The 25,900-nt window shown below is 34.6% G+C and carries 25 protein-coding genes and 3 riboswitches; of the genes, 3 read left to right on the top strand and 22 right to left on the bottom strand.

The window, feature by feature from the left end:
- Positions 1-26: 26 nt before the first annotated feature.
- The 9 genes from BK137_RS17560 to BK137_RS17520 all read right to left on the bottom strand — a co-directional run bounded on the left by BK137_RS17560 (position 27) and on the right by BK137_RS17520 (position 10,402).
- Positions 27-1,886, bottom strand: a complete 1,860-nt coding sequence (locus BK137_RS17560; protein WP_038182463.1) for an ABC transporter ATP-binding protein — start codon at positions 1,884-1,886, stop codon at positions 27-29.
- Positions 1,883-3,607: an ABC transporter ATP-binding protein gene (locus BK137_RS17555; RefSeq protein WP_038182467.1), complete on the bottom strand. Its 1,725-nt coding sequence runs from the start codon at positions 3,605-3,607 to the stop codon at positions 1,883-1,885. The genes BK137_RS17560 and BK137_RS17555 overlap by 4 nt, the downstream gene beginning before the upstream one ends.
- Before the next feature lie 5 nt (positions 3,608-3,612).
- On the bottom strand, positions 3,613-4,083 hold the full coding sequence (locus BK137_RS17550) for a MarR family winged helix-turn-helix transcriptional regulator (RefSeq protein ID WP_038182470.1): 471 nt from the start codon (positions 4,081-4,083) through the stop codon (positions 3,613-3,615).
- A 209-nt stretch (positions 4,084-4,292) separates the two neighbouring features.
- Positions 4,293-5,465 (bottom strand): MDR family MFS transporter, encoded by a 1,173-nt coding sequence (locus tag BK137_RS17545; RefSeq protein WP_038182473.1) that lies wholly within the window; start codon positions 5,463-5,465, stop codon positions 4,293-4,295.
- A gap of 216 nt (positions 5,466-5,681) precedes the next feature.
- A complete protein-coding gene (locus tag BK137_RS17540) occupies positions 5,682-6,560 on the bottom strand; it encodes a TRM11 family SAM-dependent methyltransferase (RefSeq protein ID WP_081730066.1) in 879 nt (292 codons plus the stop codon).
- 77 nt (positions 6,561-6,637) lie between these two features.
- On the bottom strand, positions 6,638-7,219 hold the full coding sequence (locus tag BK137_RS17535; protein ID WP_038182478.1) for a hypothetical protein: 582 nt from the start codon (positions 7,217-7,219) through the stop codon (positions 6,638-6,640).
- 490 nt (positions 7,220-7,709) lie between these two features.
- Positions 7,710-8,708 carry a 2-keto-3-deoxygluconate permease gene (locus BK137_RS17530; RefSeq protein ID WP_038182481.1) on the bottom strand — a complete coding sequence of 333 codons (999 nt, stop codon included), beginning with the start codon at positions 8,706-8,708 and terminating at the stop codon, positions 7,710-7,712.
- A gap of 11 nt (positions 8,709-8,719) precedes the next feature.
- On the bottom strand, positions 8,720-9,610 hold the full coding sequence (locus tag BK137_RS17525) for a fumarylacetoacetate hydrolase family protein (protein ID WP_038182484.1): 891 nt from the start codon (positions 9,608-9,610) through the stop codon (positions 8,720-8,722).
- 18 nt (positions 9,611-9,628) lie between these two features.
- Positions 9,629-10,402, bottom strand: a complete 774-nt coding sequence (locus tag BK137_RS17520; RefSeq protein ID WP_038182486.1) for an SDR family NAD(P)-dependent oxidoreductase — start codon at positions 10,400-10,402, stop codon at positions 9,629-9,631.
- A gap of 214 nt (positions 10,403-10,616) precedes the next feature.
- Between BK137_RS17520 and BK137_RS17515 the strand changes: the two genes are divergently transcribed.
- Positions 10,617-11,378 (top strand): IclR family transcriptional regulator, encoded by a 762-nt coding sequence (locus BK137_RS17515; RefSeq protein ID WP_038182489.1) that lies wholly within the window; start codon positions 10,617-10,619, stop codon positions 11,376-11,378.
- Between the two features lie 257 nt (positions 11,379-11,635).
- Here the strand turns inward: BK137_RS17515 and BK137_RS17510 are convergent, their stop codons facing one another.
- The gene (locus BK137_RS17510) at positions 11,636-11,968 is read right to left on the bottom strand and encodes a DUF3139 domain-containing protein (protein ID WP_038182491.1); all 333 of its coding nucleotides are present in this window, start codon (positions 11,966-11,968) and stop codon (positions 11,636-11,638) included.
- Positions 11,969-12,409: 441 nt separating this feature from the next.
- On the opposite strand from BK137_RS17510, the gene BK137_RS17505 reads away from it, so the two are divergent.
- The gene (locus tag BK137_RS17505) at positions 12,410-12,766 is read left to right on the top strand and encodes a hypothetical protein (protein ID WP_038182494.1); all 357 of its coding nucleotides are present in this window, start codon (positions 12,410-12,412) and stop codon (positions 12,764-12,766) included.
- 384 nt (positions 12,767-13,150) lie between these two features.
- Here BK137_RS17505 and ribH read toward each other — a convergent pair whose 3' ends face one another.
- The 6 genes from ribH to BK137_RS17475 all read right to left on the bottom strand — a co-directional run bounded on the left by ribH (position 13,151) and on the right by BK137_RS17475 (position 18,355).
- Complete coding sequence (gene ribH / locus BK137_RS17500) at positions 13,151-13,615, bottom strand: 6,7-dimethyl-8-ribityllumazine synthase (protein ID WP_038182497.1); 465 nt, start codon at positions 13,613-13,615, stop codon at positions 13,151-13,153.
- 13 nt (positions 13,616-13,628) lie between these two features.
- On the bottom strand, positions 13,629-14,819 hold the full coding sequence (locus BK137_RS17495) for a bifunctional 3,4-dihydroxy-2-butanone-4-phosphate synthase/GTP cyclohydrolase II (protein WP_038182498.1): 1,191 nt from the start codon (positions 14,817-14,819) through the stop codon (positions 13,629-13,631).
- 18 nt (positions 14,820-14,837) lie between these two features.
- Positions 14,838-15,476 (bottom strand): riboflavin synthase, encoded by a 639-nt coding sequence (gene ribE / locus BK137_RS17490; RefSeq protein WP_038182501.1) that lies wholly within the window; start codon positions 15,474-15,476, stop codon positions 14,838-14,840.
- Positions 15,477-15,479: 3 nt separating this feature from the next.
- Positions 15,480-16,565, bottom strand: a complete 1,086-nt coding sequence (ribD, locus tag BK137_RS17485) for a bifunctional diaminohydroxyphosphoribosylaminopyrimidine deaminase/5-amino-6-(5-phosphoribosylamino)uracil reductase RibD (RefSeq protein ID WP_038182504.1) — start codon at positions 16,563-16,565, stop codon at positions 15,480-15,482.
- A gap of 134 nt (positions 16,566-16,699) precedes the next feature.
- Positions 16,700-16,833: riboswitch (FMN riboswitch) on the bottom strand.
- Positions 16,834-16,959: 126 nt separating this feature from the next.
- Positions 16,960-17,093, bottom strand: a riboswitch (FMN riboswitch).
- Between the two features lie 147 nt (positions 17,094-17,240).
- Positions 17,241-17,374, bottom strand: a riboswitch (FMN riboswitch).
- A gap of 181 nt (positions 17,375-17,555) precedes the next feature.
- Positions 17,556-17,879 (bottom strand): hypothetical protein, encoded by a 324-nt coding sequence (locus tag BK137_RS22410; RefSeq protein WP_038182506.1) that lies wholly within the window; start codon positions 17,877-17,879, stop codon positions 17,556-17,558.
- A gap of 278 nt (positions 17,880-18,157) precedes the next feature.
- Positions 18,158-18,355 carry a hypothetical protein gene (locus BK137_RS17475; RefSeq protein WP_038182509.1) on the bottom strand — a complete coding sequence of 66 codons (198 nt, stop codon included), beginning with the start codon at positions 18,353-18,355 and terminating at the stop codon, positions 18,158-18,160.
- A gap of 233 nt (positions 18,356-18,588) precedes the next feature.
- On the opposite strand from BK137_RS17475, the gene BK137_RS17470 reads away from it, so the two are divergent.
- Positions 18,589-19,344: a class I SAM-dependent methyltransferase gene (locus BK137_RS17470; protein WP_038182511.1), complete on the top strand. Its 756-nt coding sequence runs from the start codon at positions 18,589-18,591 to the stop codon at positions 19,342-19,344.
- Positions 19,345-19,509: 165 nt separating this feature from the next.
- Here BK137_RS17470 and BK137_RS17465 read toward each other — a convergent pair whose 3' ends face one another.
- From BK137_RS17465 to BK137_RS17440, 6 genes are all read right to left on the bottom strand, one after another.
- Positions 19,510-20,373, bottom strand: a complete 864-nt coding sequence (locus BK137_RS17465; protein WP_038182514.1) for a LysR family transcriptional regulator — start codon at positions 20,371-20,373, stop codon at positions 19,510-19,512.
- A 218-nt stretch (positions 20,374-20,591) separates the two neighbouring features.
- Positions 20,592-21,698 carry an ABC transporter permease gene (locus BK137_RS17460; RefSeq protein WP_038182516.1) on the bottom strand — a complete coding sequence of 369 codons (1,107 nt, stop codon included), beginning with the start codon at positions 21,696-21,698 and terminating at the stop codon, positions 20,592-20,594.
- Positions 21,695-22,951, bottom strand: coding sequence for an ABC transporter permease (locus tag BK137_RS17455; RefSeq protein WP_038182519.1), 1,257 nt, complete (start codon positions 22,949-22,951; stop codon positions 21,695-21,697). The genes BK137_RS17460 and BK137_RS17455 overlap by 4 nt, the downstream gene beginning before the upstream one ends.
- 11 nt (positions 22,952-22,962) lie before the next feature.
- The gene (locus BK137_RS17450) at positions 22,963-23,895 is read right to left on the bottom strand and encodes an ABC transporter ATP-binding protein (RefSeq protein WP_038182522.1); all 933 of its coding nucleotides are present in this window, start codon (positions 23,893-23,895) and stop codon (positions 22,963-22,965) included.
- 132 nt (positions 23,896-24,027) lie between these two features.
- Complete coding sequence (locus BK137_RS17445; RefSeq protein ID WP_038182524.1) at positions 24,028-24,660, bottom strand: response regulator transcription factor; 633 nt, start codon at positions 24,658-24,660, stop codon at positions 24,028-24,030.
- 3 nt (positions 24,661-24,663) lie between these two features.
- A complete protein-coding gene (locus BK137_RS17440) occupies positions 24,664-25,755 on the bottom strand; it encodes a sensor histidine kinase (RefSeq protein WP_038182527.1) in 1,092 nt (363 codons plus the stop codon).
- Positions 25,756-25,900: the final 145 nt, after the last annotated feature.

Raw genomic sequence — 25,900 nt, 5'->3', positions numbered from 1 at the left:
CCAAATTAGAATCAAGGCTACATTTATTACATTGCTTTTTTATTTGAAAATTGACTGTTATAAAGGTCAGCATAAAAACCGTCTTCTTCTAACAAATCTTGATGTGTTCCTTGTTCAATCACTTTACCTTGATTCATCACTAGGATCAAGTCAGCGTCTCTGATAGTGGAAAGACGATGTGCAATAACAAAGCTAGTTCGCCCTTCCATTAAACGATTCATCGCCTGTTGGATCAGTAATTCTGTACGTGTATCAACACTTGAAGTTGCTTCGTCTAAAATCATGATCGGAGGATCCGCAAGTACAGCTCGAGCAATAGTTAAGAGCTGCTTTTGTCCTTGCGAAATGTTTGATGCTTCTTCATTTAAAACGGTATTATAACCGTCTGGAAGTGTACGAATGAAGTGATCTGCTCGAGCTGTTTGGGCAGCCAAGAATATTTCTTCATCTGTCGCATTTTCTTTTCCAAAAGCTAAGTTTTCTTTAATTGTTCCATTAAAAAGCCAAGTATCCTGAAGCACCATGCCAAATGTTTTGCGGAGGTTTTCGCGAGATATGTTACGTGTATCAATACCATCTATTTTGATTTTCCCGTCATTTAACTCATAAAATCTCATTAACAAATTGATCAGGGTCGTCTTACCAGCTCCTGTTGGACCTACAATGGCAACTGTTTGACCTGGAAGTACTTCAATATTCATGTCTTCTATTAATAGTTCCTTGCCATATCCGAAACTAACATTCTCGAAAGTAACGGCACCTTTTGCTTTTGTTAAACTAGAAGATGTCACTTCTTTTACTTCCTCTTCTTCATCTAGTAGTTCAAAAACACGTTCCGCTGCTGCAATTGTTGATTGGATAATGTTTGCAATGTTCGCTGTTTGTGCAATAGGCTGGGTAAACTGTCGAGTATACGTAATAAATGCTTGTATATCCCCGATTGAAATCGCACGCTGCGTTACTAAAATACCACCAACAACACTAATGATGACATAACTTAAATTCCCGATGAAAGACATTAATGGCATGATCATTCCCGAGATAAATTGTGCTTTACGACCTGCTTGATATAATTTTTCATTTACTTCATCGAATTCTGCGACTGCTTTTTTCTCATGTCCAAATACTTTAACGACTTGGTGGCCTGTATACATTTCTTCAATATGACCATTTAACTGGCCAAGTGTTTTTTGTTGATCTGCAAAATGTTTTTGGGACCTTTTCAAAATTGGTTTAATAACGAAAATTGAAAGAGGTAGGCTTACAATTGATATTAACGTCAACAACGGGCTGATTGTTAACATCATGATAATAATCCCTATTATGGTTACGATCGAAGTGATGAATTGTGTCACACTTTGCTGTAGCGTACTGCCAATTGTATCAATGTCATTTGTTACTCTACTTAAAGTCTCTCCATTTGCACGTCCGTCATAATATTTCAATGGAAGCTTCTCTAGCTTTTCATTGATTTCTGTTCTTAAATCATAAACTGTCTTTTGAGCGACACTAGACATAATATACTGTTGAATATACGAAAACAAACTACTAATTACATAAAGTCCCGCAAGTAACAGTAACAACTGTCCAATAGCATGGAAGTCGATTTCTGCTCCTGGTACTCCTTTGAATTTGCTATATGCCCCTTCAAATAATTCAGTGATTGCATTCCCCATTATCTTCGGCCCCACAACCATGAAAACAGTACTCATAATTGCTGCTAAAAATACGACGATTAGTCGATTACGATGTGGTTTTAAAAAGCTAAGTAAACGTCTAAACGTACCTTTAAAATTCTTAGCTTTTTGCCCTGCCATCATCATATGACCACCGCCATGCCCCATTGGACCGCCGCCTTGAGGTTGCGTTTTTTTATGCTTACTCATGCGATTTCCTCCTCTGAGAGCTGTGATTTAACAATTTCACGATAAACTTCATTTTCTTCAAGTAATTCTTTATGTGTACCTATCCCAGCTATTTCGCCTTTATCTAAAACGATGATTCGATCAGCATTAACTACGGTACTAACGCGCTGAGCAACGAGTAGCATTGTTGCATTCTTAGTTTCTTCTTTTAATGCAGCTCGTAGACTTGCATCTGTTTTGTAATCAAGTGCTGAAAAGCTATCATCGAATATATAAATATCCGGTTTTCTGACTAATGCTCTTGCTATTGAAAGTCGTTGTTTTTGACCACCCGATACATTAGAACCGCCTTGAGAAATTTCAGATTCATAACCATTTTCCATTTTACTTATAAAGTCTTCTGCTTGGGCTATGCGCGCCGCATGTTCAATCTCTTCTTGCGTGGCATCTTCTTTACCAAAGCGAATATTTTCAGCAATCGTACCTGTAAAGAGAAGTGCTTTTTGCGGTACATAACCAATCTTAGAACGTACCTCATCGGTTGATGTCTCTTTTAGATCTACACCATTTACTCGAATCGTTCCACTAGTAACATCATAAAAACGTGGAATTAGATTCACGAGTGTTGATTTCCCAGCACCGGTTCCCCCAATGATTGCAGTAATTTCACCTGACTTAGCACGGAAACTAATATTAGATAACACAGGTTCTTCTGCTCCTGGGTAAGTAAAAGAGACGTTATTAAATTCAAGTGTTCCTCGCTCTTGGTCTACTGCTTTGGCTCCTTCATTAAGTATAGTTGGTTTCTTATCTAATACTTCATTAATACGTTTAGCGGACACTGCAGCTCTCGGAATCATAACAAACATCATTGATGCCATAACAAGGGCGAACATGATTTGCATGACGTATTGAATAAATGCCATCAAGTCCCCGATCTGCATACCACCATTATCGATACGAATTCCACCAAACCAAATGATAGCAACAACTGTTAAATTCATTACTAGCATCATAACAGGCATTAAAAATGCCATTACTTTATTGACTTTGATAGAAACATCCATTAAATCTATATTTGCCTTTTGCAAACGAACCTTTTCTTGCTTTTCACGATTAAAAGCACGGATAACGCGTATACCTGTTAAATTTTCTCGTAAAACTAAATTCAAACGATCTAAACGTGTTTGCACTAATTTAAATAGCGGTATTCCTTTTGTCATAATGAGAATAACTGCTCCCATTAGTACAGGGATTGTTGCTACGATAATAAGCGATAATTTTGCATCCTTTGATAAAGCCATTATTAATCCACCAACAAACATAATCGGTGCACTTACAACCATTCTTAGTAACATGATCACTACTTGCTGTACTTGAGTTATATCATTTGTTGTTCGTGTAATCAGTGATGCTGTTCCAACTTCATCAAAATCTTGCAGTGAAAATTCTTCAACATGATTAAACACTTTTCGTCGGACATCACGACCAAAACCCATTGCAGCTTTTGATGAGTAATAACTTGCAACAATCGATGCACCCACTCCAAGTGCAGCCACTAAAAGCATTAATCCACCGATTTTCAAAATATAATTCTTATCACCTACTACTACTCCCTTATCAATAATATCTGACATTAGAGTAGGTAAATACAAATCAGCCATGGATTGAACGAATACAAGTCCAACCACCGCTAGAACAATCCACTTATAAACTGTTAGGTTTTTGAGTAGTTTAAGCACTTAAATCATTCTCCTCTTTCTATAGCCTCTTCTAATAACGTGATTATTTGGCGCTGTGATGTTAGAAGATCATCGTATTGTTTTTCACTAAGTGAATTAGTCGCTGACTCAAAAGCTTGGAGTATACTACTCTCTTGGCTTTGTATCTTGTTATAAAGCAATTGACCTTTATCACTAAGGGTCAACAGCATTTCACGTCTATTATCTTCTACAGGATTTCTCTGAATCAATTCAGCCTGCACAAGTCCCTCAACAGCTTGACTTAATGTACTTTTCGGAAAAAAAGTTGCTTTCCCTAACTGTTTTTGAGTCATCTCTTCAAATGGTGCGAGCGTTATTAATAGAGCATATTGAGGAATCGTAAGATCATTTTCTAATGCGGTTCTTTGCACTATTCTCCTAATACAATGGTTCACATGCCAAAACGAATGTAATAACTTTTCAGACCTTATACCACCGTCTTTTTCAAGACTCAAAATCCCCCACTCCTTTCATTTCAAACAGTTCCATTACGAACAGTTCTATAATAGCACAATTAAATTTACCTTTTTATTGAAGAACAATCAAGAGAAAAGCGTTGTCTTTGGCAAACTAATTTCATTATTGAACCGGCAAAAGAAAACCCAGTTAGAGGACCTTATTATACTGTCCTTTAACCGGGGTATTTTACATATTCAAGTTAACTTTATTGTTTCAAATTCATCGCCGTCTTATAAAATGCTGCACTAGATAGTACAATCAAAGCTACCAAAAAAAAGAGTTGATCTTGAAAATGCACTAGCAGCCATCCACCTATAACTGGTCCAATGAAACTTCCTAAGTTCTTGAATTGGGCTGCCCCTAAAAAGCTTGCTTTTTGTGTTTCGGGGGCAATTTCATCAATTAGGACATTCATTGTTGGGAAAACAAAGATCTCACCAATAGTAAACAGTACCATCCCAATAACAAATATGAGACTACTATTTGCCACGCCAAATAAAGCTAATCCCGCTACAAAGAATCCAATACCCAATAAAAGTGTGAATTTCGTTGAATAACGTTCAGAATAGATACTAATCGGTAACTGCAATATTAAAACAACTGCAGCATTAAGTGCTATTAATAATGAGTAAAGTTTTACTCCCTCTTCAACAGTCAATTCGACCAATTGAGGTAATGTGGAATCGAACTGAGAATACCCAAAGTTAATCAATATCGCACCTGCAACAAACAGCTGCATTTTTCGATTCGATAAGATAATGCGAAACATATGATGTATTTGAATTTGTGTTGCTAGTTTTTGCTGTTTCATTTCATATCGATTCAATACAAGCATCAAAAAGATTCCATATACGCAGTACATAGCGCCTGTAAACAAAAAAGGTACACTTGGACTTGACAGGCTGGCAATATAGACTCCAACAACAGGACCTATAACAGCAGCTATATTAATTGCTGTATAGCGTAATGAAAAGAGACGTTTTCTTTTTTCTTGTGGTGTAAAATCAATCATTAATGCTTGTGTAGCCGGCTCAAAAAATGAACGACATAAACCATTAATAGCATTTAAGACTATGAACATAGCAACTATATTTGTCGTAGCGAATCCTATAAACACCGTACTCCATACAAAAACAGTGATTAACAGAATTCGTTTTCTACCAAATCGGTCAGTCAGATAACCACCGATAAAGCCCCCTATAGTAGATAGTAATGGGGCAATTCCTATCGTTATACCGATAAGTAAAGGCCCTACCCCTAAATCTTTATGTAGATAAAGCGCCAAAAAGGGCATTGCCATAAAACTTGCGATACGTGTAAATACTGTACCGCCTAAAATGATCCATACTAATGGATGAAAATGTTGGAAGAATCTCAATTATAAGCACTTCACTTTCAAATAATTAAATTTACAATTTTAACAAATATAACACCGCCCATATATATATGAACAGATTTATATTTTCACTACTTTAATTATTTTGATAAATTGATGTACATGAGGCAAAGAAGTTGTAGTTTTTATCATTAAATAGAAAGCCCCTTATGCTAGAAGAACAAAATGTTCCTTATAGCATAAGGGGCCTATATTATATTATTTACAAACCAATACTTGTCTAGAAAAAGTTCCTTTTCTTGCTTCACAGCGATCGATAATTTCAAAACCAGCTTCTTCAACCATATGGTCCATTGTATCAATCGTTACTATTACAACTTTTTTGGTGAATCGGCGAGCCTGCTTCACGATATCAAGCTGTTCTTCAACAGTAATATGTGTGAATAAATTGTATGGCATATCAATGATTGCAACATCATAATTGTCTTCAATCTCTGAAATTGGTCCAGTAGTTACATTGCCTTCTAGACCGAAATGGGCAATATTCTTTCTTGAGCCTAGCACTACACGTCGATTAATATCTCGTCCTACGATATCAATTCCCATCGATAATGCTTCAACTAAAACTGTCCCAATACCGCAACAAGGATCGATTGCACGAACCCCGTTAGGATGCGGAACTGCGATATTTGCAACGGCTCTTGCAACACGTGTATTTAGGGCTGTTGAGTACATATGCGGTTTTTGCTGGTGGTGAAGCCAAATAGGTTCACTGACTTCTAATTTACCAAAATACCATTTGTTATCTATCATAACGACACCAAATACAGTTTCAGGTTGCTCTAGATCAGGTTCACCTTTAATACGTAAACCTATATTACGTTCGATTTCTCGTCGTTTTGAGTGGCCTACCTTTTTCATAGAACCAAGCTCAGAGTCATTCAAACAAACAACTTTAAATGTTGCATGATCTAAATCAAGTTGTTCAACTAAGTCGGCTATTTGTTCGAAGCTTTCACCTTCATATATTACTTCAAGGCGCTCTTTCATAAATGGACTTCTACTCGGATCTATTTCTATCGTACTTTTCAACACATTTGAAAGGACGTCGAATCCAAAAAATGATCGCATCTCCATACGACACAAATCATACTCATCTCGATGTCCTGAATATGTGTAAATAAATTCTCTGTTACTCAATCATTCCCCATCCTTCACTGTGCTTCCTCAATCTCTTCAACTAATTTGAAGAAGAAGCGATAAATCATATTATAGATTTCTTCAAATGATTTTGCTTCACTAAAACCCTCTAGATAGTCTAATGGCACATTTACATCCCACAAACCATCTTCAGCAGAAAACATGACACTGTATTTCGCATTATCTCCTTGCAAATGTGTATTCAAATAAGTTTTTATAGCTTCGCCGAATTTCTTTTGTAATTTTAAACCAAATAAGGCTGTGTATGTTTCGAAAACATCATCGAATTCTAGCGCTACAGCGTCCATACGGATTAACTCAAAATTACTAGATTCTACATAAACAAATTCATTTGCTTGTTCTTTCAAATACGAAATTGGTTTCTGCAAGAAAGTAGGAGTTTCAGCAGAAATCAATTCTTCCGTCTCTTTATTACAGCGTTCAAGAGCATCTATGTGAAATGCTTTTTCAGCAACAGCTACACCATTAGGAAGTAATTGATGTTTTTCTGCGAATTCCTTTTCAATATCAAACAATTCAATTTTGTTTTCACTTATATGATTTTCAATATAATTTTCAATTTGTTGTTTTAACAATTTAAGTCAGCTCCTTTACTTGAAAGGAATTGAGTTGGATTCCTCTCATACCCTATTATAGCCTAAATTGTACTGTTAAGCCTTTAATCTATATGTATTCAGTTTAATTATGACATAAATTTTTGCAATGAGAATCTTGATGCTATCAACTTCCCCCCTTATCCCTAATACACAATTGCTTTTCGTAAAGTACTTCTAATAGCAAGATATTGTTATATATTTAGCACCAAATATAACTCCGGGAAGTATAAAATAATTTTCATGCTGGTTCTATTCGTTCACTTTAAAAGCATGTTGATTAATTTTTTCAAATTTTAATCTAAAGAACAATAAGTTGATTTTTATTAAAATCCGAATTCAAACTAAAAGGCCAGTTATTGGTATAATACCGATAACTGACTTTTATATTGTTGTTATTGTTCCCATTTTTTAAGTGATGGTAGTTCTAAGCCCTATACTCTTTTACTTCTATTCATTCATTATTTCTATCTCATTTTATAGTTAACTCTGAAACTGCAAGTTGTGGATTTTCGGCTAGCTTTTTCTTTTCTAATCGTTTATGATACCAAGCTACAATTATTGGAGTTAAAATAGCTGTAATGATTACTGAAGCAGCACACAAAGCTGTAGCATCTGCTGCCATTATCTCGTATTTACTATTTGCAGCAGCTACTGCTACAGGTACTGTCACAACTGCACCAGCCGAGGAGGCCGCCGCTAACCCAGCAATACCTGAACCTTTTAAAATATACTTATCAGCAAGGAATAATGTGAAGCCTGTAATTATTATTACCATCAAACCTAAAAGAATGCCTAATAAACCTGCTCTAACTGCATTTACGATATTCATCCCTGCACCTAAAGCAAACGCAAAAAATGGAATTAAAATTGGCACTGCTGGTTTGAAAAACGCTTTCATTTCCTTATCTAAACTACCAATCGTTACACCAATAACTAGTGGTAATATCGTCCCTACTAAGAATTCCCATGGGAAGCTTGCAATCCCCGCTACTCCAAATGTAACCATTGTTAAAAACGGACCAGATTCAAGCATCATGATAGAACCTGCACCAACTTCTTCCTCTGTTCCATATTGAGACATTAGCGCCATATATAGTCCAACATTTGTTTCATTCATCGAAGCTACAATTGCTAATACAGATAATCCTGCAAAAAATCCACCTGTTATATACTCAGAAGGCATTATGTTCACTGCAATAAGCCCTACTAAAGCAGCAGTCCCTATCTTTACTACTAAAAATGTGACTCCTTTCTTTACAACAACTGGTGAACCCACAAAACTAATTTGAGTACCGACACAAAAATAAAACACAGCTAAGATTGGTAAAGCCCCAGTTAATAAAGCTCCTGTAAACGACCCTAAAGTAGTTGCTGTAGCAGGAAAAAGTGTGTTAATAATTGCACCTAAAAACAACGGAATAATCATCATACCACCAGGTACTTTCTCAATCGTCTTTTTAATTTGCATCTGGATTCCCCCTAATTTGTTTGGAAAATATTTCTCAGTTTACCAAGCCCCTCTATTTCCACTTCTACCACGTCATTTTCTTGAATCCACACACGTTCATTTTCTGGCAATCCTAATACAACTCCCTCAGGGGTACCAGTCAGTATAATATCTCCAGGTTTTAGTGTGAAATGCTTTGAAATGTAACTAATGATTTCCTTGCAGTTGAATATCATATCAGACGTATGTGAATTTTGTTTCAATTCTCCATTAACATAAGTTTTAATAGCTAAATTATTAGGATCTTCAATCTCATCTGATGTTACTAAATATGGTCCTAACGGGCTAAAGTCATCACACGTTTTCCCTAAAAGCCACTGTGCTGTTCTCATTTGTAAATCTCGGGCTGATAAATCATTTACGTTACAATAACCAAACACATAATCAAGTGCATTATCTATCTCTACATCCTTTGCCTTTTTACCCATAACAATGACTAACTCCGCCTCGTAGTCGACTTCATTAGATACTTTTGGAAGTATAATTTCTTGATTATGCGCCGCTATTGTATTACCAAATTTATTAAATAAGATCGGATACTCTGGAATTGGTGCATTCGTTTCTTCCGCATGCTTACGGTAGTTCAATCCCACGCAAATAATCTTTTCGATATTATGAGGCACACATGGACCATAATGCATATCTGTTTCATCCACATAAAATGTATTATCTGCCTGATGAATAGCTTCACTCACAACCTTTTTTAACTCCTCATAACTTTGCTCATCTGAAATAACCGTAAACAAATCGAATTGAGTACCATGCCCTAACTTTTGGGATGCCTCATTAACATCAATAATCCCTTTTTCGTGAGAAACGCCTAGCTTAGTATCATTATTTTTTTTGAAAGTTAATAGTTTCAATTAGTTTCCCTCCACACTTTAAGCATTTTTTCCAAATACAACACCACCGTCTACATAAAGTGGTGAACCCATTACAAACTTAGAATCATCTGACGCCAAAAACAAAGCAGCACTTGCAACATCCAACGGTAAGCCTATTTCAGCTGTTAGTTGACGCTGACGAATGGTATTAAATGCCTCTTCTGGATCATCATAAGATTTTCTTAAATAATCCTCTACAAATGGTGTCATAATAGTGCCTGGTAATAACGCATTAACACGAATATTGTATTTTGCATAATCGACTTGCATTGACTTTGTAAATGCTAAAACAGCACCTTTCGAAGCAGAATAAACTGTTCTTCGCATTAAACCCATTTCTGCAACACAAGAGGACATATTAATAATGGAACCCGATTGTTGCTTCTTCATATGAGGAACTACGCATTTACTCGGAATAAACACGCCTTTCACATTAATACTCATAACTCGGTCCCATGTCTCTACATCTAATTCTTCAACATTTCCAACACCGGAAACACCAGCGTTATTAAATAAAATATCAATTTTAGAATGTTCACTAACTACTTGATCCACCAGTAATTTGAAATCGCTTTCATTAGTAACATCAGCAAATATAAACTGGGACGAACCACCATAAGATCTAATAATCTCAACTGTAGCTTTTCCTGCTTCACGATTAACATCATTAATCACGACATGTGCGCCTTCTTGTGCAAATCTTTCTGCTGTAGCTCGCCCTATTCCTGATCCAGCACCTGTAATAATAGCTACTTTACCTTGTAATCTCATTTCCCCACTCCTTTAGTTTTTTATAGAGAACTAAATTCTTTATGCAGAACTTGTTTGTTGCTCTTATTCTATAATCGGGATTTATAATTGTCAATATATTCAGACAAAAAAGATTTTAACAAATTTATAGAAAAGTGAATTATCATCCAATAAGGAATTGTAGTATGCTAGTACTAGAAAATTAAACCAATCTAAAAATGCAAGGAGACTTTATATGAGCTACTCTGTTCCAGCCCTTGAAAAAGCGCACTTGATTTTTAATATTCTCTTAAATTCAGAAGTAGAATTAACGATGACGGATATAATTAATAAAACCGAGATTAATAAGAGTACTGTTTATTCCATACTTCATGTATTAACTGAATTAAGTTATCTTGAAAAAACCAACAAGCAAACATATGTATTAGGTCCACAGTTAGGTATTTTGGGATCAAAATACTTGAGACAGTTTAACATCACCAGTACATTTAATGATTTAGCGCTGCAATCGGTCAATAAAATTGGGGCAACTTGCCAACTTGCCATTTTAAATGGGTTAAATATTATTTATTTATCCAAAGTAGATGCTTCATCACAAATTCACTTAGTCACATCTCCTGGGATGACATTGCCTGCACATGCCACAGCAATGGGGAAAGTGTTACTAAGTCAATATTCAGATACCGAAATAGAGCAATTATATACTGGATATTCTTTTACAAAACTTACAGATAAAACGATCGATTCAATTCCAAAATTATTAAAACAATTACATATCATTCAACAACAAGGTTGGATTCAAGAAATAGGAGAGGCTGTTGAAATATTCACATGTATTTCCGCTCCTATTTTTAATAACCAAAATAAAATTATTGCTGCCACTAGCTTCACCCATCCAATCAATGGCTTCGACCCCAAAAAAAGTTTAATCATCAATGAAACGATCAATTTAGCCAAACAAATTTCTAGCAAGGCCGGATATAGTGAAAACCTATAAGAGCCCATACAAAAACCCCCTTCTCCTTAGAAATTTTCAAAGTAGAAGAGGGGTTATAATATTTACTTTCTTGCTCTTTTTGATTGTTCTGCCTATTCCATACTGTATATTATTCGAATTAAATTTTTCGTTACTAAATAAGGTACTTTTCTATTAGTTTTCAGCATTCCTTATACTTCTCTACATCCATTTATTATAATGAACAGTACTTTTTAAAATTTTGGCTATGTTTAACTTTATTGTTGTTTTCCTTGAAATTAATAGGGTTCATAATGTTTGAGGTCAGATGATTTTAAATTAACTTCATTATTTAAAGAACGATACTCAAATTGCTTAATGTCATTATGTGCAAAATACGAGTATATAATAGATGGTTCATCTTTAAAAATAACAGTAGTGTAAAAAGGAGGTAGTTTCTTCCCCCACACACCTTTAATTTCTTTAATCTCTTCTTTGTTATAGCCTTTCTCCGCTACAAGATATTCCATTACTCGATTTTTATAAATCATTTTATTCACTTCGACATAAATTGTTGTAATAGAAATCAATAGTAACAAAAGAAATATTAATATTTTGATTGATTTTCTCATAATATCTAGCTACCTCCATCCTAATATGTATATTTAATATAATGTCGAGATGATTTAAACGGAGTTTCTATTTTTTTCCATCGCAACATTAAAATAAGGTTTAATTAATAACAAAATTCGAGATAAAAGCTCGTTGATGATTTACAAAACTAGCAAACAGTTTTTTTGGCTATTTCAAGTTACAATAATGATAAGTATTTCCATAATATGAAGGAGGTCTTTGTTCTTGGATGATTCAAAAAATAAATGGGTATTTCAAAAGCAAAAACAATCTTTTATTTACTTTTCGGAGCTTCAATTGGTGCTATTATTGGAATAATTGCTTATAATAACAATTGGTTAGGATAATAGTATTAACTAGTTAGGTTATTTGGGATAGTAAACAACAAAAATCATACCAATTTCGTGTGATTTAAAATTTTTAAGGTGGGCTATATTAAATTGAAAAATAAAAAAAACGATAAAAAGCATCATTATTTTAAATTAAATGCAGATGATATTTTAGAAATAGTTTGTCACCACTTAGCAGATCAAGAAGAGTTAGGTACTTATAATTCTAAATTAACGTTTATTGATGAAGGAAATGATGAATTACGAATTGTTGCTGCATTTGGTGAGTTAGAAGATGAAAGCATTACTGAATTAGACTTATTTAAATTAGATAAAGAAATCGATTATAATGGAGATCATGCGAATATTCCAGAAGGATGTAATTTAGATCCAACTAATCCAGAAACAAGAGAGAAAGTAAAAAGGTTACTAGATAAAATTAAAAATGGAGAAAAAATAATTCATTGAATTAAATCTGCACCTCAATTGTTAGACTTAAGTCTACAATTGGAGGTGCTTTTCTATTGTAGCTGTAAACGAAGGCTTTCAATACATTTATATTTTGATATAATTATATTTATGATAAATTTGGAAATCGAGGTGATTTTTTGAGTACAATAATTATGTATAGTCCTATTCTATTATTAATATTGAGCTATTATTTTAAAATTTCATTTATAGAACACCTTCATGAAGGAAATATACGAGAAGCTAGACAAGCAAAAATATTAACGATTACCTGCTTCACACTAGGTATCATACCCTTGATTCTCATGTTAATGGATGCAAGCGGCATGTATAATGACTGATATGTAAATGGCACTTCTACAATATCGTAGAAGTGCCTTATTTTTAAAATAGACGCTTTAAATTAGCCATCTCAATTGCAGCAACTGCAGAATCATAGCCTTTATTGCCTGATTTCGTACCTGAGCGTTCGATTGCTTGTTCAATATTTTCTGTTGTGACTATACCGAAAATAACGGGTACATTTGTATTTAACGAAACATTGGCAATTCCTTTTGCTGCTTCATTGCACACATAATCATAATGGGATGTGGAACCACGTATAACCGTCCCCAAACCTATTACGGCATCGTAGTCACCTTTCTCTACCATTTGCTTTGCTATAAAGGGCACTTCAAATGCACCAGGTACCCACGCAACATCAATATTGTCTTCTGAAACGCCATGTCGTACTAAGCCGTCCATTGCGCCACCTAGTAATTTACTTGTGATAAACTCATTAAACCTACCTACTACAATACCAATTTTTAAATCTGTTCCAATTAATTGTGCTTCAAATACTTTTCCCATTTTAAGCTCCCCTTTACGAAATAAGATGATTCATCTTTTCTTTTTTAGTTTCTAAATAAAATAAATTGCTTGCTACAGCTTCAATTTCAATTGGCAATCTTTCGACAACTTCAATGCCATATGCTTTTAGGCTTTGTACTTTATCTGGGTTGTTCGTTAATAAGCGAACTTTTGAAATACCTAAATTTCTTAGCATTTGAGCTGCTAATGCATAGTCACGTGCATCTGCAGGAAAACCCAACTTTACATTGGCTTCAACTGTATCAAAGCCCTGCTCTTGTAACTCATAAGTACGTAGCTTATTGATCAAACCGATACCTCTACCCTCTTGCTGCATATACAACACAACACCCGCCCCTTCAGTCTCGATGACTTTTAAGGCCTGTTCCAATTGAGGACCACAATCACATCTTTCAGAATGAAAAATATCACCAGTTAGACAAGATGAGTGAACGCGCACAATCGGAGCTTCTACAATACTTACATCCCCTTTTACAAGGGCTACATGTTCGAACTTGTCGATGTCGTTTTCATAGCCAATCAAATTGAAATGGCCATAGCTTGTAGGAAGTTGTACATTAGCTGCTCTAGTGACTAGATCTTCTTGGATGTAACGATATTGAATTAAACTTTCAATCGTAATTATTTTTAACTGATGTTTTTGAGCGAAGTCTATTAGCTCTTGTCCAGTAGACATCTCTCCGCTATCCCCCATTATTTCACAGATAATACCAGCTGGAATTGCGCCGCATGCTTTCGCCAAATCAACTGCAGCTTCTGTATGACCAGGTCTTTCTAATACGCCATTTCTTTTAGCAACTAACGGAAAAACGTGACCCGGTCTTTTAAAATCATCGGCTAATGCATTGGTATTCAATAAATGTTGAATCGTTTGTGAACGCTCAAATGCACTAATACCCGTCTTTGCATTACAATGATCAATACTTACTGTAAATGCCGTTTGATGGTGATCCGTATTATTGGACACCATTGGATGTAAATTGAGCTCTGTTGCGATTTTTTCTGTTATTGGTGTACAAATTAGACCTCTTGCATGTGTTGCCATAAAGTTAATATTTTCTGGCGTTGCATATTCTGCAAGTGCTACTAAATCCCCTTCATTTTCACGATTTTCATCATCAACGACTATGATCATTTTGCCTTCTTTTAAATCCTTTAATGCTTCTTCAATTGAGTGAAACATTGCTATACACCGCCCGTTTTAAAATCCGTTTTGTTGTAAAAAATCCATTGTAATTGCTGAAGTACTATCGTTATTCTGTAATTGATGAATAATGTATTTACCTAGCATATCTGTTTCGATATTCACTTGTTGTCCCGTTTCTTTAAGTGCAAAAATAGTTTCTTGATACGTATGTGGAATAAGAGATACAGTCAATTTTTCAGGATGTTTTTCAAAAATCGTCAAGCTTGTTCCATCAATGGCTACGGAACCCCTTGGTATACACAAATCACTCAGTTCTCTAGAGATAGCGATGTCAATGTAGACTGCATTTGCTTGCTTTGTTTTTCTGATAATAGTCCCTGTCCCATCAACATGACCTGAAACGAAGTGACCGCCAAATCGCCCATTTGCAGCCATTGCTCTTTCTAAATTCACCAACTGCCCTACTTTTAAGGAGTGAATTGTTGTCGCTTTGACCGTTTCTGGCATGACATCTAACGTGAATTCGTGAAGTGTGAAATGCGAAACGGTTAGGCATACGCCGTTTACTGCTACACTATCGCCAAGTTGCATATCCAACATGATGTCTTGAGCTTCAATAGTAAATTTCATACTCTCTGCATCTTTTTTCAGCTCTGTAATTTTTCCTTTTGCCTCAATAATTCCTGTGAACATACGCTATACCCCCACTCCCGAAATCACTTTAATTACATCACCAATTCGATCCACTTGCTGCAGTTTTAGTGGGACAGCATCAGCCATGCTTTTTACTTCTAAATCTTCCAACATCCCCATTCCATCATGGTCACCTACTAGTTTTGGTGCTATGTAAGTAATCATTTCATTAACTAGACCTGAAATGATAAAACTCGTATTTATACGCTGCCCCCCTTCTACATAAAGGGTGACGATATTTCGCCTTGCCAGCTCTTGAAGGACGTCCTGGATTGCGATTGTTTTTGTTTTAAGTTGGATTACTTGTACATTGTCTTGTGCAAAGCTGGTGATATGATCAGGGGTAACTTCAAGCCCAACAACAATCCATGTCTGCGTTGTTTGATCAGTGATAACCTTAGCATTTATAGGTGTTCTTAAATGCGTGTCCAAAATGATTCGAATCGGTTGTTTTTTACTTTCTGTAAATCGATTTGTTAGTAATGGGTCATCTGTTAACACCGTCCCAACACCAACTAAGATCGCATCCGTTTGCCCTCTTTTTCGATGAACATCCTCCTGCACTTCTTTACCTGTGATATTTTCATTTTTTCCATGAACGGTAGCAATCTTGCCATCCAATGTAATAGCTTGCTTTAACGTAACAAAAGGCAACTTCTGCTTCATAAAATGAAAATAAGCTTTATTTAATTTCACAGCTTCGACTTCACAAAGCCCCACTTCCACTTCAATGCCAGCATCCTTTAGCTTTGTTACACCAGTGCCAGCTACTTTGGGATTTGGATCGAGTGTTGCTACCACTACTTTTTTTATACCTGCATTCAAAATGGCCATCGTACATGGTGGTGTTTTACCATAATGATTACAAGGCTCTAATGTGACATACATTGTACTGCCAACAGCATTTTCCCCGGCCATATTGAGTGCATGTACTTCCGCATGATGAGAACCGGCACTAAGATGCGCTCCAAAACCAACTACAGCACCTTCTTTTACAATGATCGCTCCTACTACCGGATTGGGCGAAGTTTGATCCTCACCTACTGTTGCAAATTTCAACGCTAAATCCATAAAATACTCGTCATGCATTGTGATAAACCTCCCTTTTTGAAAAATAAAAAACTCTCTAATTAAATTAGGGAGTTTAGGAGAGTATTAGATAAACGCATCGCTAAATAAACCTAATGAAATACTATTTTTCAAAAGGAATTGCGTGTAATCTAGCTGTCCTTCTCCCATCCAGACTATACTGTCGGCTTTGGATTCGCACCAAATCCTGCTCTTATCAAGCTCACGGGCTTAGAAGATTCACTTCATCACCGTCGATTGGGAATTTCACCCGACCCCGAAGGACTTACTTATTTAGTTTTTCCATCAAAAAAACTCCATAGATTTCTACGGAGTTTGATAGGAGTTATGTAAAATATCATAAGCAAATAAACCTATTAAAATACTTTATTTTTAATAAGACTTCGATATTCTCTACATCCTTCTCCCATCCAGACTATACTGTCGGCTTTGGACTCACACCAAATCCTGCTCTTATCAAGCTCACGGGCTTAGAAGTTTTACTTCATCACCGTCGATTGGGAATTTCACCCGACCCCGAAGGATATTACATATGAAATTAACAACAATACAAATAAGTTTTAGGGCATCAAAAAAACCCCATAGAACACTACGGAGTTTGATAGGAGACATAAATTATCAATGCTAAATAAACCTATTAAATCTACATAAATTTAATAAGACCTTGATATTCTTTACATCCTTCTCCCATCCAGACTATACTGTCGGCTTTGGATTCTCACCATATCCTGCCTAAAAAAGGCTCACGGGCTTAAAAGTTTTACTTTATCACCGTCGATTGGGAATTTCACCCGACCCCGAAGGATTATTATATTGTATGTAAATACCATAGCACTTTACTTATTTAAAAACTAGAGGTTTTTTAATTTATATTGGATTGATCGAGAACATACTAAAAAGAGATTAGTCTTAAAAGCTTGATATGTTGGGCTATATTGACCTGTTACATGTCATGAGAAAATGTAATTTTTTTTATTTACCAACACCAATTCACTGTATAGTTAAGGTAATAATACAAAAACCAAGGATAAAAACTATGGATATAAAAGCAATAAAACTCCATTTTCTCATTTCCAATTTCGGCCTTATTATACTATTTAAATTAATGCAGGCAGGAATATAAATAGCTGTTGCAATGATAGATATTATTAAAAAGACACCTAGTAAACCATCATCGAAAGTAGAGTCTACTCTCAATCCAAAAGAATGCGATGCATACATTATTGTCATGAACCATAATAAACCTATAAAAAAAGATAAATAGCCTAGAAATAAGTTAACTATTATGGAAATAGAACGGTATCCTATTCTCATTATATCCTCCTTTTCATTATTAAAATTATGCTTTAAAAACCTCATCACATTGATTTCTGTCGTAGTGTACATACTATTGAAAATAACCTTAAACTATTATATAAATCGTTTTAATATTTTATGTATATGACACAATGATATCGAATATTTACTAACATTTTCCCACCAGTTAAATTATCTGCTCTCATACAAAAATTTAAACATGCCTAATAAAAAAGCACTACATAATAAAACAATTTAATATCGTTTTATATGTAGCACTCCTCTATTCACCTTACTTATTCATTTATTCTTCTAGCATTATTTTTATTATTCGGTTTTTGTTTTTCTTCATGATTATGTTGTTTATGTGCTTCATCATTTTGTCCAACTACATCAAAGTCATCTGGACTCAAATCAAACCCATACCCAAATTCTTCACGACCTAAGTCATTTTTCTTTTTCGCTTTATTCTTTTCTTGGTTGTTATTCGCCATTTATATTCACCTCCATCCACTATAATTTGTTCATTTTCTTTTGATTTATTCTTAGTATTTATTTTGTAAACATGACTTGAACAAAACTATCTAAATATATTAATTTTCAATGTAAAAGAAATAAGCTCTTCTTAATAACCTAATTCCAAATCGTTATCAAAAATCAACTTTTTAATTATTTCTATATCATTCCAATTAACAGTATAGTTTTCTTAAGAAAAGGAGTGAGTGAAATGAATAGTACTTGGAATGCAACTTTATATGATACAAAACATCAATTTGTTTCAAAATATGGGGAAGGATTAATTTCGTTTCTTCATCCAAAAGTAGGAGAGCAGATTTTAGATGTCGGTTGTGGTACCGGTGATTTAGCTGCACAAATCGCTGAATTAGGTGCAAAAGTCATTGGGATTGATCAGTCAGAATCAATGATTGAACAAGCAAACCAAAAATTTGGTCATATTCCCTTCTACGTCAAAGATGCGCAACACCTTGGTTATTCAAAACAGTTTGATGCAGTTTTTTCTAACGCTGCTTTACATTGGGTGAAATCTCAAGATAAGGCCGTTGCAAGTATTTATGAAGCTTTAATAGATGGTGGTCGCTTTGTCGCTGAATTGGGTGGGCAAGGTAATATTCAATCTATTGTGGAAGCAATTCAACAATCATTTAGTGAACTAGATTATGAATACAAAGCAGAAGAGTTCCCGTGGTATTTTCCAAGCGTGGCCGAGTATGTTGCTTTACTTGATGAACATGGCTTTAATGTGCACTATGTAGAATTATATAATCGTCCTACTGAATTATCTGGAGAAGATGGTATTTTAAACTGGTTGAATATGTTTAGTGACAGTCTACTCGAGCATTTGACCAAAATTGAAAAAGAAAAAGTTATTAAACGAACAGAAGCACATTTAAAAACCACTTTGTATCAAGATGGAAAGTGGATTGCGGATTATTACCGTCTTCGTGTATTAGCTACAAAATAAAAAGAGTCGCCCATTTGAAAATTGGGCGACTTTTTTGTATTCATCTTCTACTATTTGTAAAAAGAAGTTAAACTACAAATGAATATGGATGTAAGAGCCTATTTTCGCCATACAAAACAGGGATAGATAAAGCCAGATATACTCGCTTTATCTATCCCTCAATTTTTAAGTCCCATAAATAGATTTGCAGATTTCAAAAAGATGTTCCGTCTCGGCTGAACTATGCTTTGATATAAAATACGTTTTAGATGTACAGGTATTAAGTATATTTGTCGCTAATAATGCTAGTCTGTCATCTTCTAACTCCTTACGCACTACACTTTTCGGTAAAAATGCTACACCTATTCCTTCTAGTATCATTTGTTTTATAGCCTCAGTTTGATTCACCTTCATATTGGTAGTATGAGTAAATTGTTGTTGCAACTGATGATTAACTTCATCCCAATAAGGAGCATATTCATGAGTCAATACCTTTTCCTGTCGTATTATTTCTACCATATCCATACTTTCCAAATGTTTTGGACCTACACAAACAATAGGCTCATCAATTAAACATTTAACGCTTAAAACCGGATTTACAGGTTTGATTTTTGACAAACCGACATGTGATTGTCCTGATTGAATACTGTTTGCAATCTCATTGGATTTAATGATTTCTACACGCACACTTACATGTGATTTTTGTTTCGAAAATTGTTTTAAAATAGATGGCAGCATAGAATTGGCAATTTGAGGTGCAACTGCTATCGTCAGCTCTCTTTCAAAACCTTCTACATATTGCTGAAACTGATGAATCCCCGCCTCATAAGTGTCAATAATTTCCTGGGCAATAGGTAAAAACATTTCACCATTTTGATTTAATCGAATGGATTTATTTTGCCTAATAAACAACTGTGTATTTAAGTTTTTCTCTAAGCTTTGAATATGCTTAGTTACAGCTGGTTGTGAAATAAATAGCTCTTCAGAAGCAAGACGTAAATTTTCATATTTTGCAGCTTTTATAAATGATTTTAACCAATGAGTCTCCACGTTTTCCTCCTCTAAGTTTATTTTATAATTCGAATAGAATCTAAATGTTCTCTCATAATATTTAATCACCCACTAAGACGGTCGCAGTTTAGAAAAAATTATTCTTTAAATAAAATACCAATTATTTCATTATAACTCATAAAGTACTTCCCTAGATTGTGATTATTGAAATATAAAAGGGTACTCACATACAAAATGTAAGTACCCTTTCCAAAAGATTAAATTTGTTCCTTTTTCTCTAACACATTTATCCCTATACCCATGAAAATGATCGTCATGAACATTAATATACTAAAAGGTAATAGTAAATCTGTTGTGGAACTACTATTAATTGTGACGCCATTTAATAAATCTAATCCGTATTTTATTGGTGAAATTTTTGATAAAGCTAACATTATTTTCGATGTTACGATTTCAAGTGGCCAGTATGCTCCACCAAGCATTGCTAACGGAACTGCCAGCACCGTCATAAAGGCATTAAATTTACCAGGTGTATTTGCAATTGCTGCTATGAATATGGAAAGTGACACAATACAAAGTACATATGGAATGACAACAATTAAGCTCTTCCAATAGCCACCATAGAAATCGATCCCTACACCAAAGTAGAATATGGTAAGCACGAGAGTAATTTGCACGTAGCCAAGCATGAAACTATAGGTTAAATTCGCTAGATAGGCTTTCCATTTTGGAATAGCTGACACAGTTATCCTTTCCCAAATCCTATCCCTACGTTCCATAACGATATGATTAACGCCACTTGCAATCGTATAAATTACCATGAATAGTGTAAAACCAAATAAGCTACGCAACTTCTGATCAAACTTTATCCCATTTTCATTTCCCAAGTTTTTATAGCCAATATTAAAACTTGGTTCATCTTGAATTTTCTCTATTTTACTTGTTATTTGCTCTTTTTGTTCATCAGGAGATGATTGAATTATCGCATGCTTTAATAATACCTGACTGTAAATCGCATTCAACTCATTCCCCAACATCGGAGCATTCATAAAATCTGGTGCTACGATTAATTTATACCCATCATCTTTTAAAGATATAGCAACATCAACTTTGCCATCTTTTACTTGTTTAATCGCCTCATCCTCTTCATACAATGTGAAATCATATTGCGATAGTTTTTTTAACTCTTTCATAATTACCGACTGCTGTTCGTTATTTAGTGTAGAAAATAAGGCAATAGGTTCCTTTGTTACTTGGCCTTGACCCATTAAATAAGTAAATATACAAATGATAATAGTTGTTACAATATAAGCTGCAGGCTTTCTTCTAAATAATAAAAATTTCGTCTTTAAAATATTCATCATAATATGCCACCTCTTCTAGGAAAGAGTACAAACGCTATAACTAGGAGACCTATGCCTAACATACTTAAGTTGAAGACTAGATCTTGAATATCAAGAAACGTCGCATTTTGCTGCAGTTTCAAATAAGCTTCAAGTGCTGCTCCATTCGGTGTCCATTTTCCAAGTGATGATAAAAATGAAGATAGCTGACTTATTGGAATGAAACTCCCTCCTACTAAGGCAAGAATAGATATTATTGCAGCTGAAAATATATTTGAAGCTCCTGATGAATTATTTCTATAATTAATCGCTGACAATAATGCTGCTAAAGCTCCTACAATAACGGCCAGAAGAAATGTAATTAGTACATATAATCCGAACTGTTCAAATTGAATATCAAACATAAAATGTGAAACAGTAAACAAAATAGTCATCTGAATCATTGCTAAGAGAATAGTTGATACAATGATGCTACCTAAATACGTTATTGGATGAATTCGTGCTAATACAATCCGGTCGAAAATATTCATATCTTTTTCTAAAAAAGCCAAACTTGCTATAGTACTAGCCATATATAAGATGAACATGACACTCATACTAAACGTATAATAAATTTTTGATGAGATACTCTTTTGGTTGGCTATTGTCTCAATATCCGAAGCGACTACAATTTTAGGACTAGTTACTTTAGCATCTAACTGATCAGCATTGTTCAATTGTGTTAGTAAAGAATATTGTTGTTGGAAATAATCGAGCATGCTTTTAGTAATTGATGAAGTAACAGGTTGATCCTCATCTAAATAGACATTTAAAGAAGGTTTGCTTCCTGATAAAAAAACGGACGATAAATACGCATCAGTGAAATTCTTTGGAACGTCGATAATTACGTCATAGTCTCCACTTTTTCTTGCCTTATTAAGTTCATTCTCATTTAGTTTTTTTACTGTTACAAATTTCTTCATTTCTTCATTTCCCGTTAATTGATCGAGCAACAAAGTTACTGGAAGCATTTGTTTTATGCTTTCCTTCAACTTTTCATCAATTGGCATACTTTCATTTGACTTTTTTAGAAAGGATTCGAGCTGCGCTTCTTCGTCATCATGTTGAATAACAGCTATATCCAAATCAAACATTTCACTATTCCCATCCATTATAGGTCCAAGAGCTACACTTAAAATTGTAATTAATACAACAGGCATTAACAGAAGAACTAGCAACTCTAAAGGGTTTCTACTCAATATTTTTAATTGTTTTACGATAAGCGCTAAGAACATTAGCTCTCCTCCTAATTTCGTAATGCTCTACCTGTTAAGTGTAAAAATACATCTTCAAGACTTGGCTCTTCTATTTGAAAACTATTTAATGCCACATGATGTTGGTCACACAATGTTAAGATCATAGGTAGAAAATTTGTATCTTTCGCTACTGTAAAAGTAATCTCCGCATCCTTAGCTAATGTATTTGATAACATAGGATTCAAAGTTAAATCCTCAACAAGTTGTTTAGAAGGTTTCTCAAGTTTAAGACGCACGGTTTTCTCAGAAGACAGAATAGCTTTTATCTCATCCTTTGTACCAGATGCAATAACCCTTCCCTTATCAATAATGTAAATACGATCACATAAAAATTCGACTTCTTCCATGTAATGACTTGTGTAAATAATTGCTGTATTGGATCGTTCATTTAGTTTTTTCACGGTCTCTAAAATGTGATTTCGTGATTGAGGATCTATCCCTACAGTTGGTTCATCCATGATTAAATATTCAGGCTCATGTAATAGCGCCACGCCAATATTTAACCGACGTTTCATACCACCTGAGTAATGTTTGACCAGTTTTTTGTTTTCATCTTGTAGGCCAATTTCTTCTAATACAATTTCAATTCGCTCTTTCAATTTATCTTTTGGCATTTTATGAATACTGCCAAAGAAATGCAGATTTTCTCTAGCCGTTAAATCACTATATAAAGCTATTTCTTGTGGTACGACCCCCAACACCTCTCGCAAAGAACCTTGATCATTTATAACGCTTTTTTGGTGTAGCAATACATCACCCTTTGATGGTTTGATAAGCGTTGATATCATGGCAATCGCTGTCGATTTTCCCGCACCATTTGGACCAAGTAACCCCACAATCTCACCTGGCTCAATATATAAATTCACGTGATCTACCACATTTACTTTTTTATATGTTTTTGTTAAATCCACTACTTCTATCATAAATTACATCCCCTCTCTCCTTAATTACACTATAAATAAAATCACATTGCTTGCCGACTAGCTAACGTCATAAATCGATATGACCTCAGTCACATAAAAAAGCGACGAGTTAATCGCCGCTTCTTTCATTACTCATACGAGATCATTTTTCACAGCATAAATGGCTAACTGTGTACGATCCCTTAAATCAAGTTCCTGTAGAATATGTGTCATATAATTCTTCACTGTACCAATTGATAAAAACAATTCTTCTGATATTTCCTTATTTGTCTTGCCCTCACCTACGAGCCTCACTACATCAAGCTCTCGTTCAGTTAAAGTATGAACTGGTTGTGATGGAGGCGATTTTTTCAATAATTTAGGCATTAACTTTGCTGCAACATCCTCATGTAATACGAGCCCTCCTTCAAGGACACTATGGATAGCACTAATTAATTTATGAGGTTCTGCTGATTTTAACAAAAATCCATTAGCCCCGTCTTTTAATATTTCGAACGCATATTCTTCATCGTCAAACGTCGTCAACACTAAAACTTTAATTTGTGGGAATCGATTGCGGATTCTTTTAGTTGCTTCTATCCCATTCATTTCTGGCATTCTGACATCCATTAGTACGAGATCAATATGATGATTTTCAAGTGCAGCCAGTGCTTCAACTCCATTACTTGCTTCCGCAACAATTTCAAAATCCGGCTCTTGCTCTACAATCATCTTCAGCCCATTGCGCACAATAGCCTGATCTTCAACAATCAAAATATGTACCATTCTCTATTCCCTCTCTTTTATTGGAAATGTACCTTCAACTATAAAATGATCTTCGGTCCGATTGACACGAAGTTCTCCACCGATTTCTTCTACTCTACCCATCATATTCGTGAGTCCGAATCCTAATTCAAAAGCCTTTAGTTTCAACACTTTATTTTTCACTATAAAATGAACCTGTTGTAATGAATTTTGTCTTAAGATTACTTCTACTTCTTTTGAATCACTATATTTCATCGCATTCGTCAAACTTTCCTGGAGTACGCGATAGAGAACAATACTTTGTTTATTGGAAATCGGTAAAGTTAACACACCTTTTTCAAAAGTAAAACGAATTTGTAAATGGCTCTCCATTTCAAGCTTTCGTATTAATTGAATAACAGATTGAATACCGCTTACTTCAGCCGTTTTCAGCTGTCGCACTGCATTTCTCGTTTCATCCAAACTATCTCTAGCTAATTCTTTTATGTCTTTTATACCTTTCAAATTATTCTCGATGGATAGAACCTCTAATTGCATTAACAAAGCTGTTAACTTATGTCCCACTGAATCATGGATATCTCTCGCCATTTTCGTGCGTTCTTCTGCTCGAGCTAATTGTTCTTGCTCTACAAAAGAGCGCTTTAACGTTCGATATTCCCCAAGCAATCCTGTATAAAGATCACCTTTTTCTTTAACGTTCCAAAAAAGTTGACTTACAAAGAATGAACTTATACAAATCGAAATAAATAACACAAAATTTAAAAAAGGAAGATATTTCAATAAAGTTATTGCTGTACAAACGAAGACAAGCGAACTTATGTAAATTGTATGTTCCCGATGTTTTAGTTGAAAAGCTCCCTCCATTATAAAAAAAGCATGCATGGGCAATAAATAAACAACATCTATTGAAAGTACCAATCCTATTGGGATTAATAACACCATAATGAGATAATTAATGATAGGTATTTTACTAAGTGGGATTGTAAAATATAAGCACAAAGTAGCTGTGGCTATAATGATTGTGTTTGTTACCGGCCCACTATTCAGCAAGATATGAATTATTAATACGCCTATAGTAAAAAGCAACGCAATATAACGAATAATCAATGCTTGCACTGTTACACCTCACTTTGAATTGTAGTATTTCACTCTGTAATTTCTCCTATTATTAACACTTGAATGTACCAAGAAAAACGAAATAATTAAATCTTCTCTGCACAAAATTGTTAGTGTGTTACATGTAATAATAACAAAATATGGT

Source organism: Viridibacillus arenosi, assembly GCF_001955655.1.
Lineage (GTDB): Bacteria > Bacillota > Bacilli > Bacillales_A > Planococcaceae > Viridibacillus > Viridibacillus arenosi.
The sequence above is the reverse complement of the archived record's forward strand: the minus strand, read 5'-3'. Positions and strand labels throughout refer to the sequence as shown.

What these genes read in the sequence shown, in the direction of transcription:
- BK137_RS17560 (WP_038182463.1), bottom strand. Translation starts at nt 1,886, where the DNA reads ATGAGTAAGCATAAAAAAACGCAACCTCAAGGCGGCGGTCCAATGGGG.
- BK137_RS17540 (WP_081730066.1), bottom strand. Translation starts at nt 6,560, where the DNA reads ATGGAGATGCGATCATTTTTTGGATTCGACGTCCTTTCAAATGTGTTG.
- BK137_RS17530 (WP_038182481.1), bottom strand. Translation starts at nt 8,708, where the DNA reads ATGCAAATTAAAAAGACGATTGAGAAAGTACCTGGTGGTATGATGATT.
- BK137_RS17520 (WP_038182486.1), bottom strand. Translation starts at nt 10,402, where the DNA reads ATGAGATTACAAGGTAAAGTAGCTATTATTACAGGTGCTGGATCAGGA.
- BK137_RS17515 (WP_038182489.1), top strand. Translation starts at nt 10,617, where the DNA reads ATGAGCTACTCTGTTCCAGCCCTTGAAAAAGCGCACTTGATTTTTAAT.
- BK137_RS17510 (WP_038182491.1), bottom strand. Translation starts at nt 11,968, where the DNA reads ATGAGAAAATCAATCAAAATATTAATATTTCTTTTGTTACTATTGATT.
- ribH (WP_038182497.1), bottom strand. Translation starts at nt 13,615, where the DNA reads ATGGGAAAAGTATTTGAAGCACAATTAATTGGAACAGATTTAAAAATT.
- BK137_RS17495 (WP_038182498.1), bottom strand. Translation starts at nt 14,819, where the DNA reads ATGTTTCACTCAATTGAAGAAGCATTAAAGGATTTAAAAGAAGGCAAA.
- ribE (WP_038182501.1), bottom strand. Translation starts at nt 15,476, where the DNA reads ATGTTCACAGGAATTATTGAGGCAAAAGGAAAAATTACAGAGCTGAAA.
- ribD (WP_038182504.1), bottom strand. Translation starts at nt 16,565, where the DNA reads ATGCATGACGAGTATTTTATGGATTTAGCGTTGAAATTTGCAACAGTA.
- BK137_RS22410 (WP_038182506.1), bottom strand. Translation starts at nt 17,879, where the DNA reads ATGAGAATAGGATACCGTTCTATTTCCATAATAGTTAACTTATTTCTA.
- BK137_RS17475 (WP_038182509.1), bottom strand. Translation starts at nt 18,355, where the DNA reads ATGGCGAATAACAACCAAGAAAAGAATAAAGCGAAAAAGAAAAATGAC.
- BK137_RS17470 (WP_038182511.1), top strand. Translation starts at nt 18,589, where the DNA reads ATGAATAGTACTTGGAATGCAACTTTATATGATACAAAACATCAATTT.
- BK137_RS17460 (WP_038182516.1), bottom strand. Translation starts at nt 21,698, where the DNA reads ATGATGAATATTTTAAAGACGAAATTTTTATTATTTAGAAGAAAGCCT.
- BK137_RS17455 (WP_038182519.1), bottom strand. Translation starts at nt 22,951, where the DNA reads ATGTTCTTAGCGCTTATCGTAAAACAATTAAAAATATTGAGTAGAAAC.
- BK137_RS17450 (WP_038182522.1), bottom strand. Translation starts at nt 23,895, where the DNA reads ATGATAGAAGTAGTGGATTTAACAAAAACATATAAAAAAGTAAATGTG.
- BK137_RS17445 (WP_038182524.1), bottom strand. Translation starts at nt 24,660, where the DNA reads ATGGTACATATTTTGATTGTTGAAGATCAGGCTATTGTGCGCAATGGG.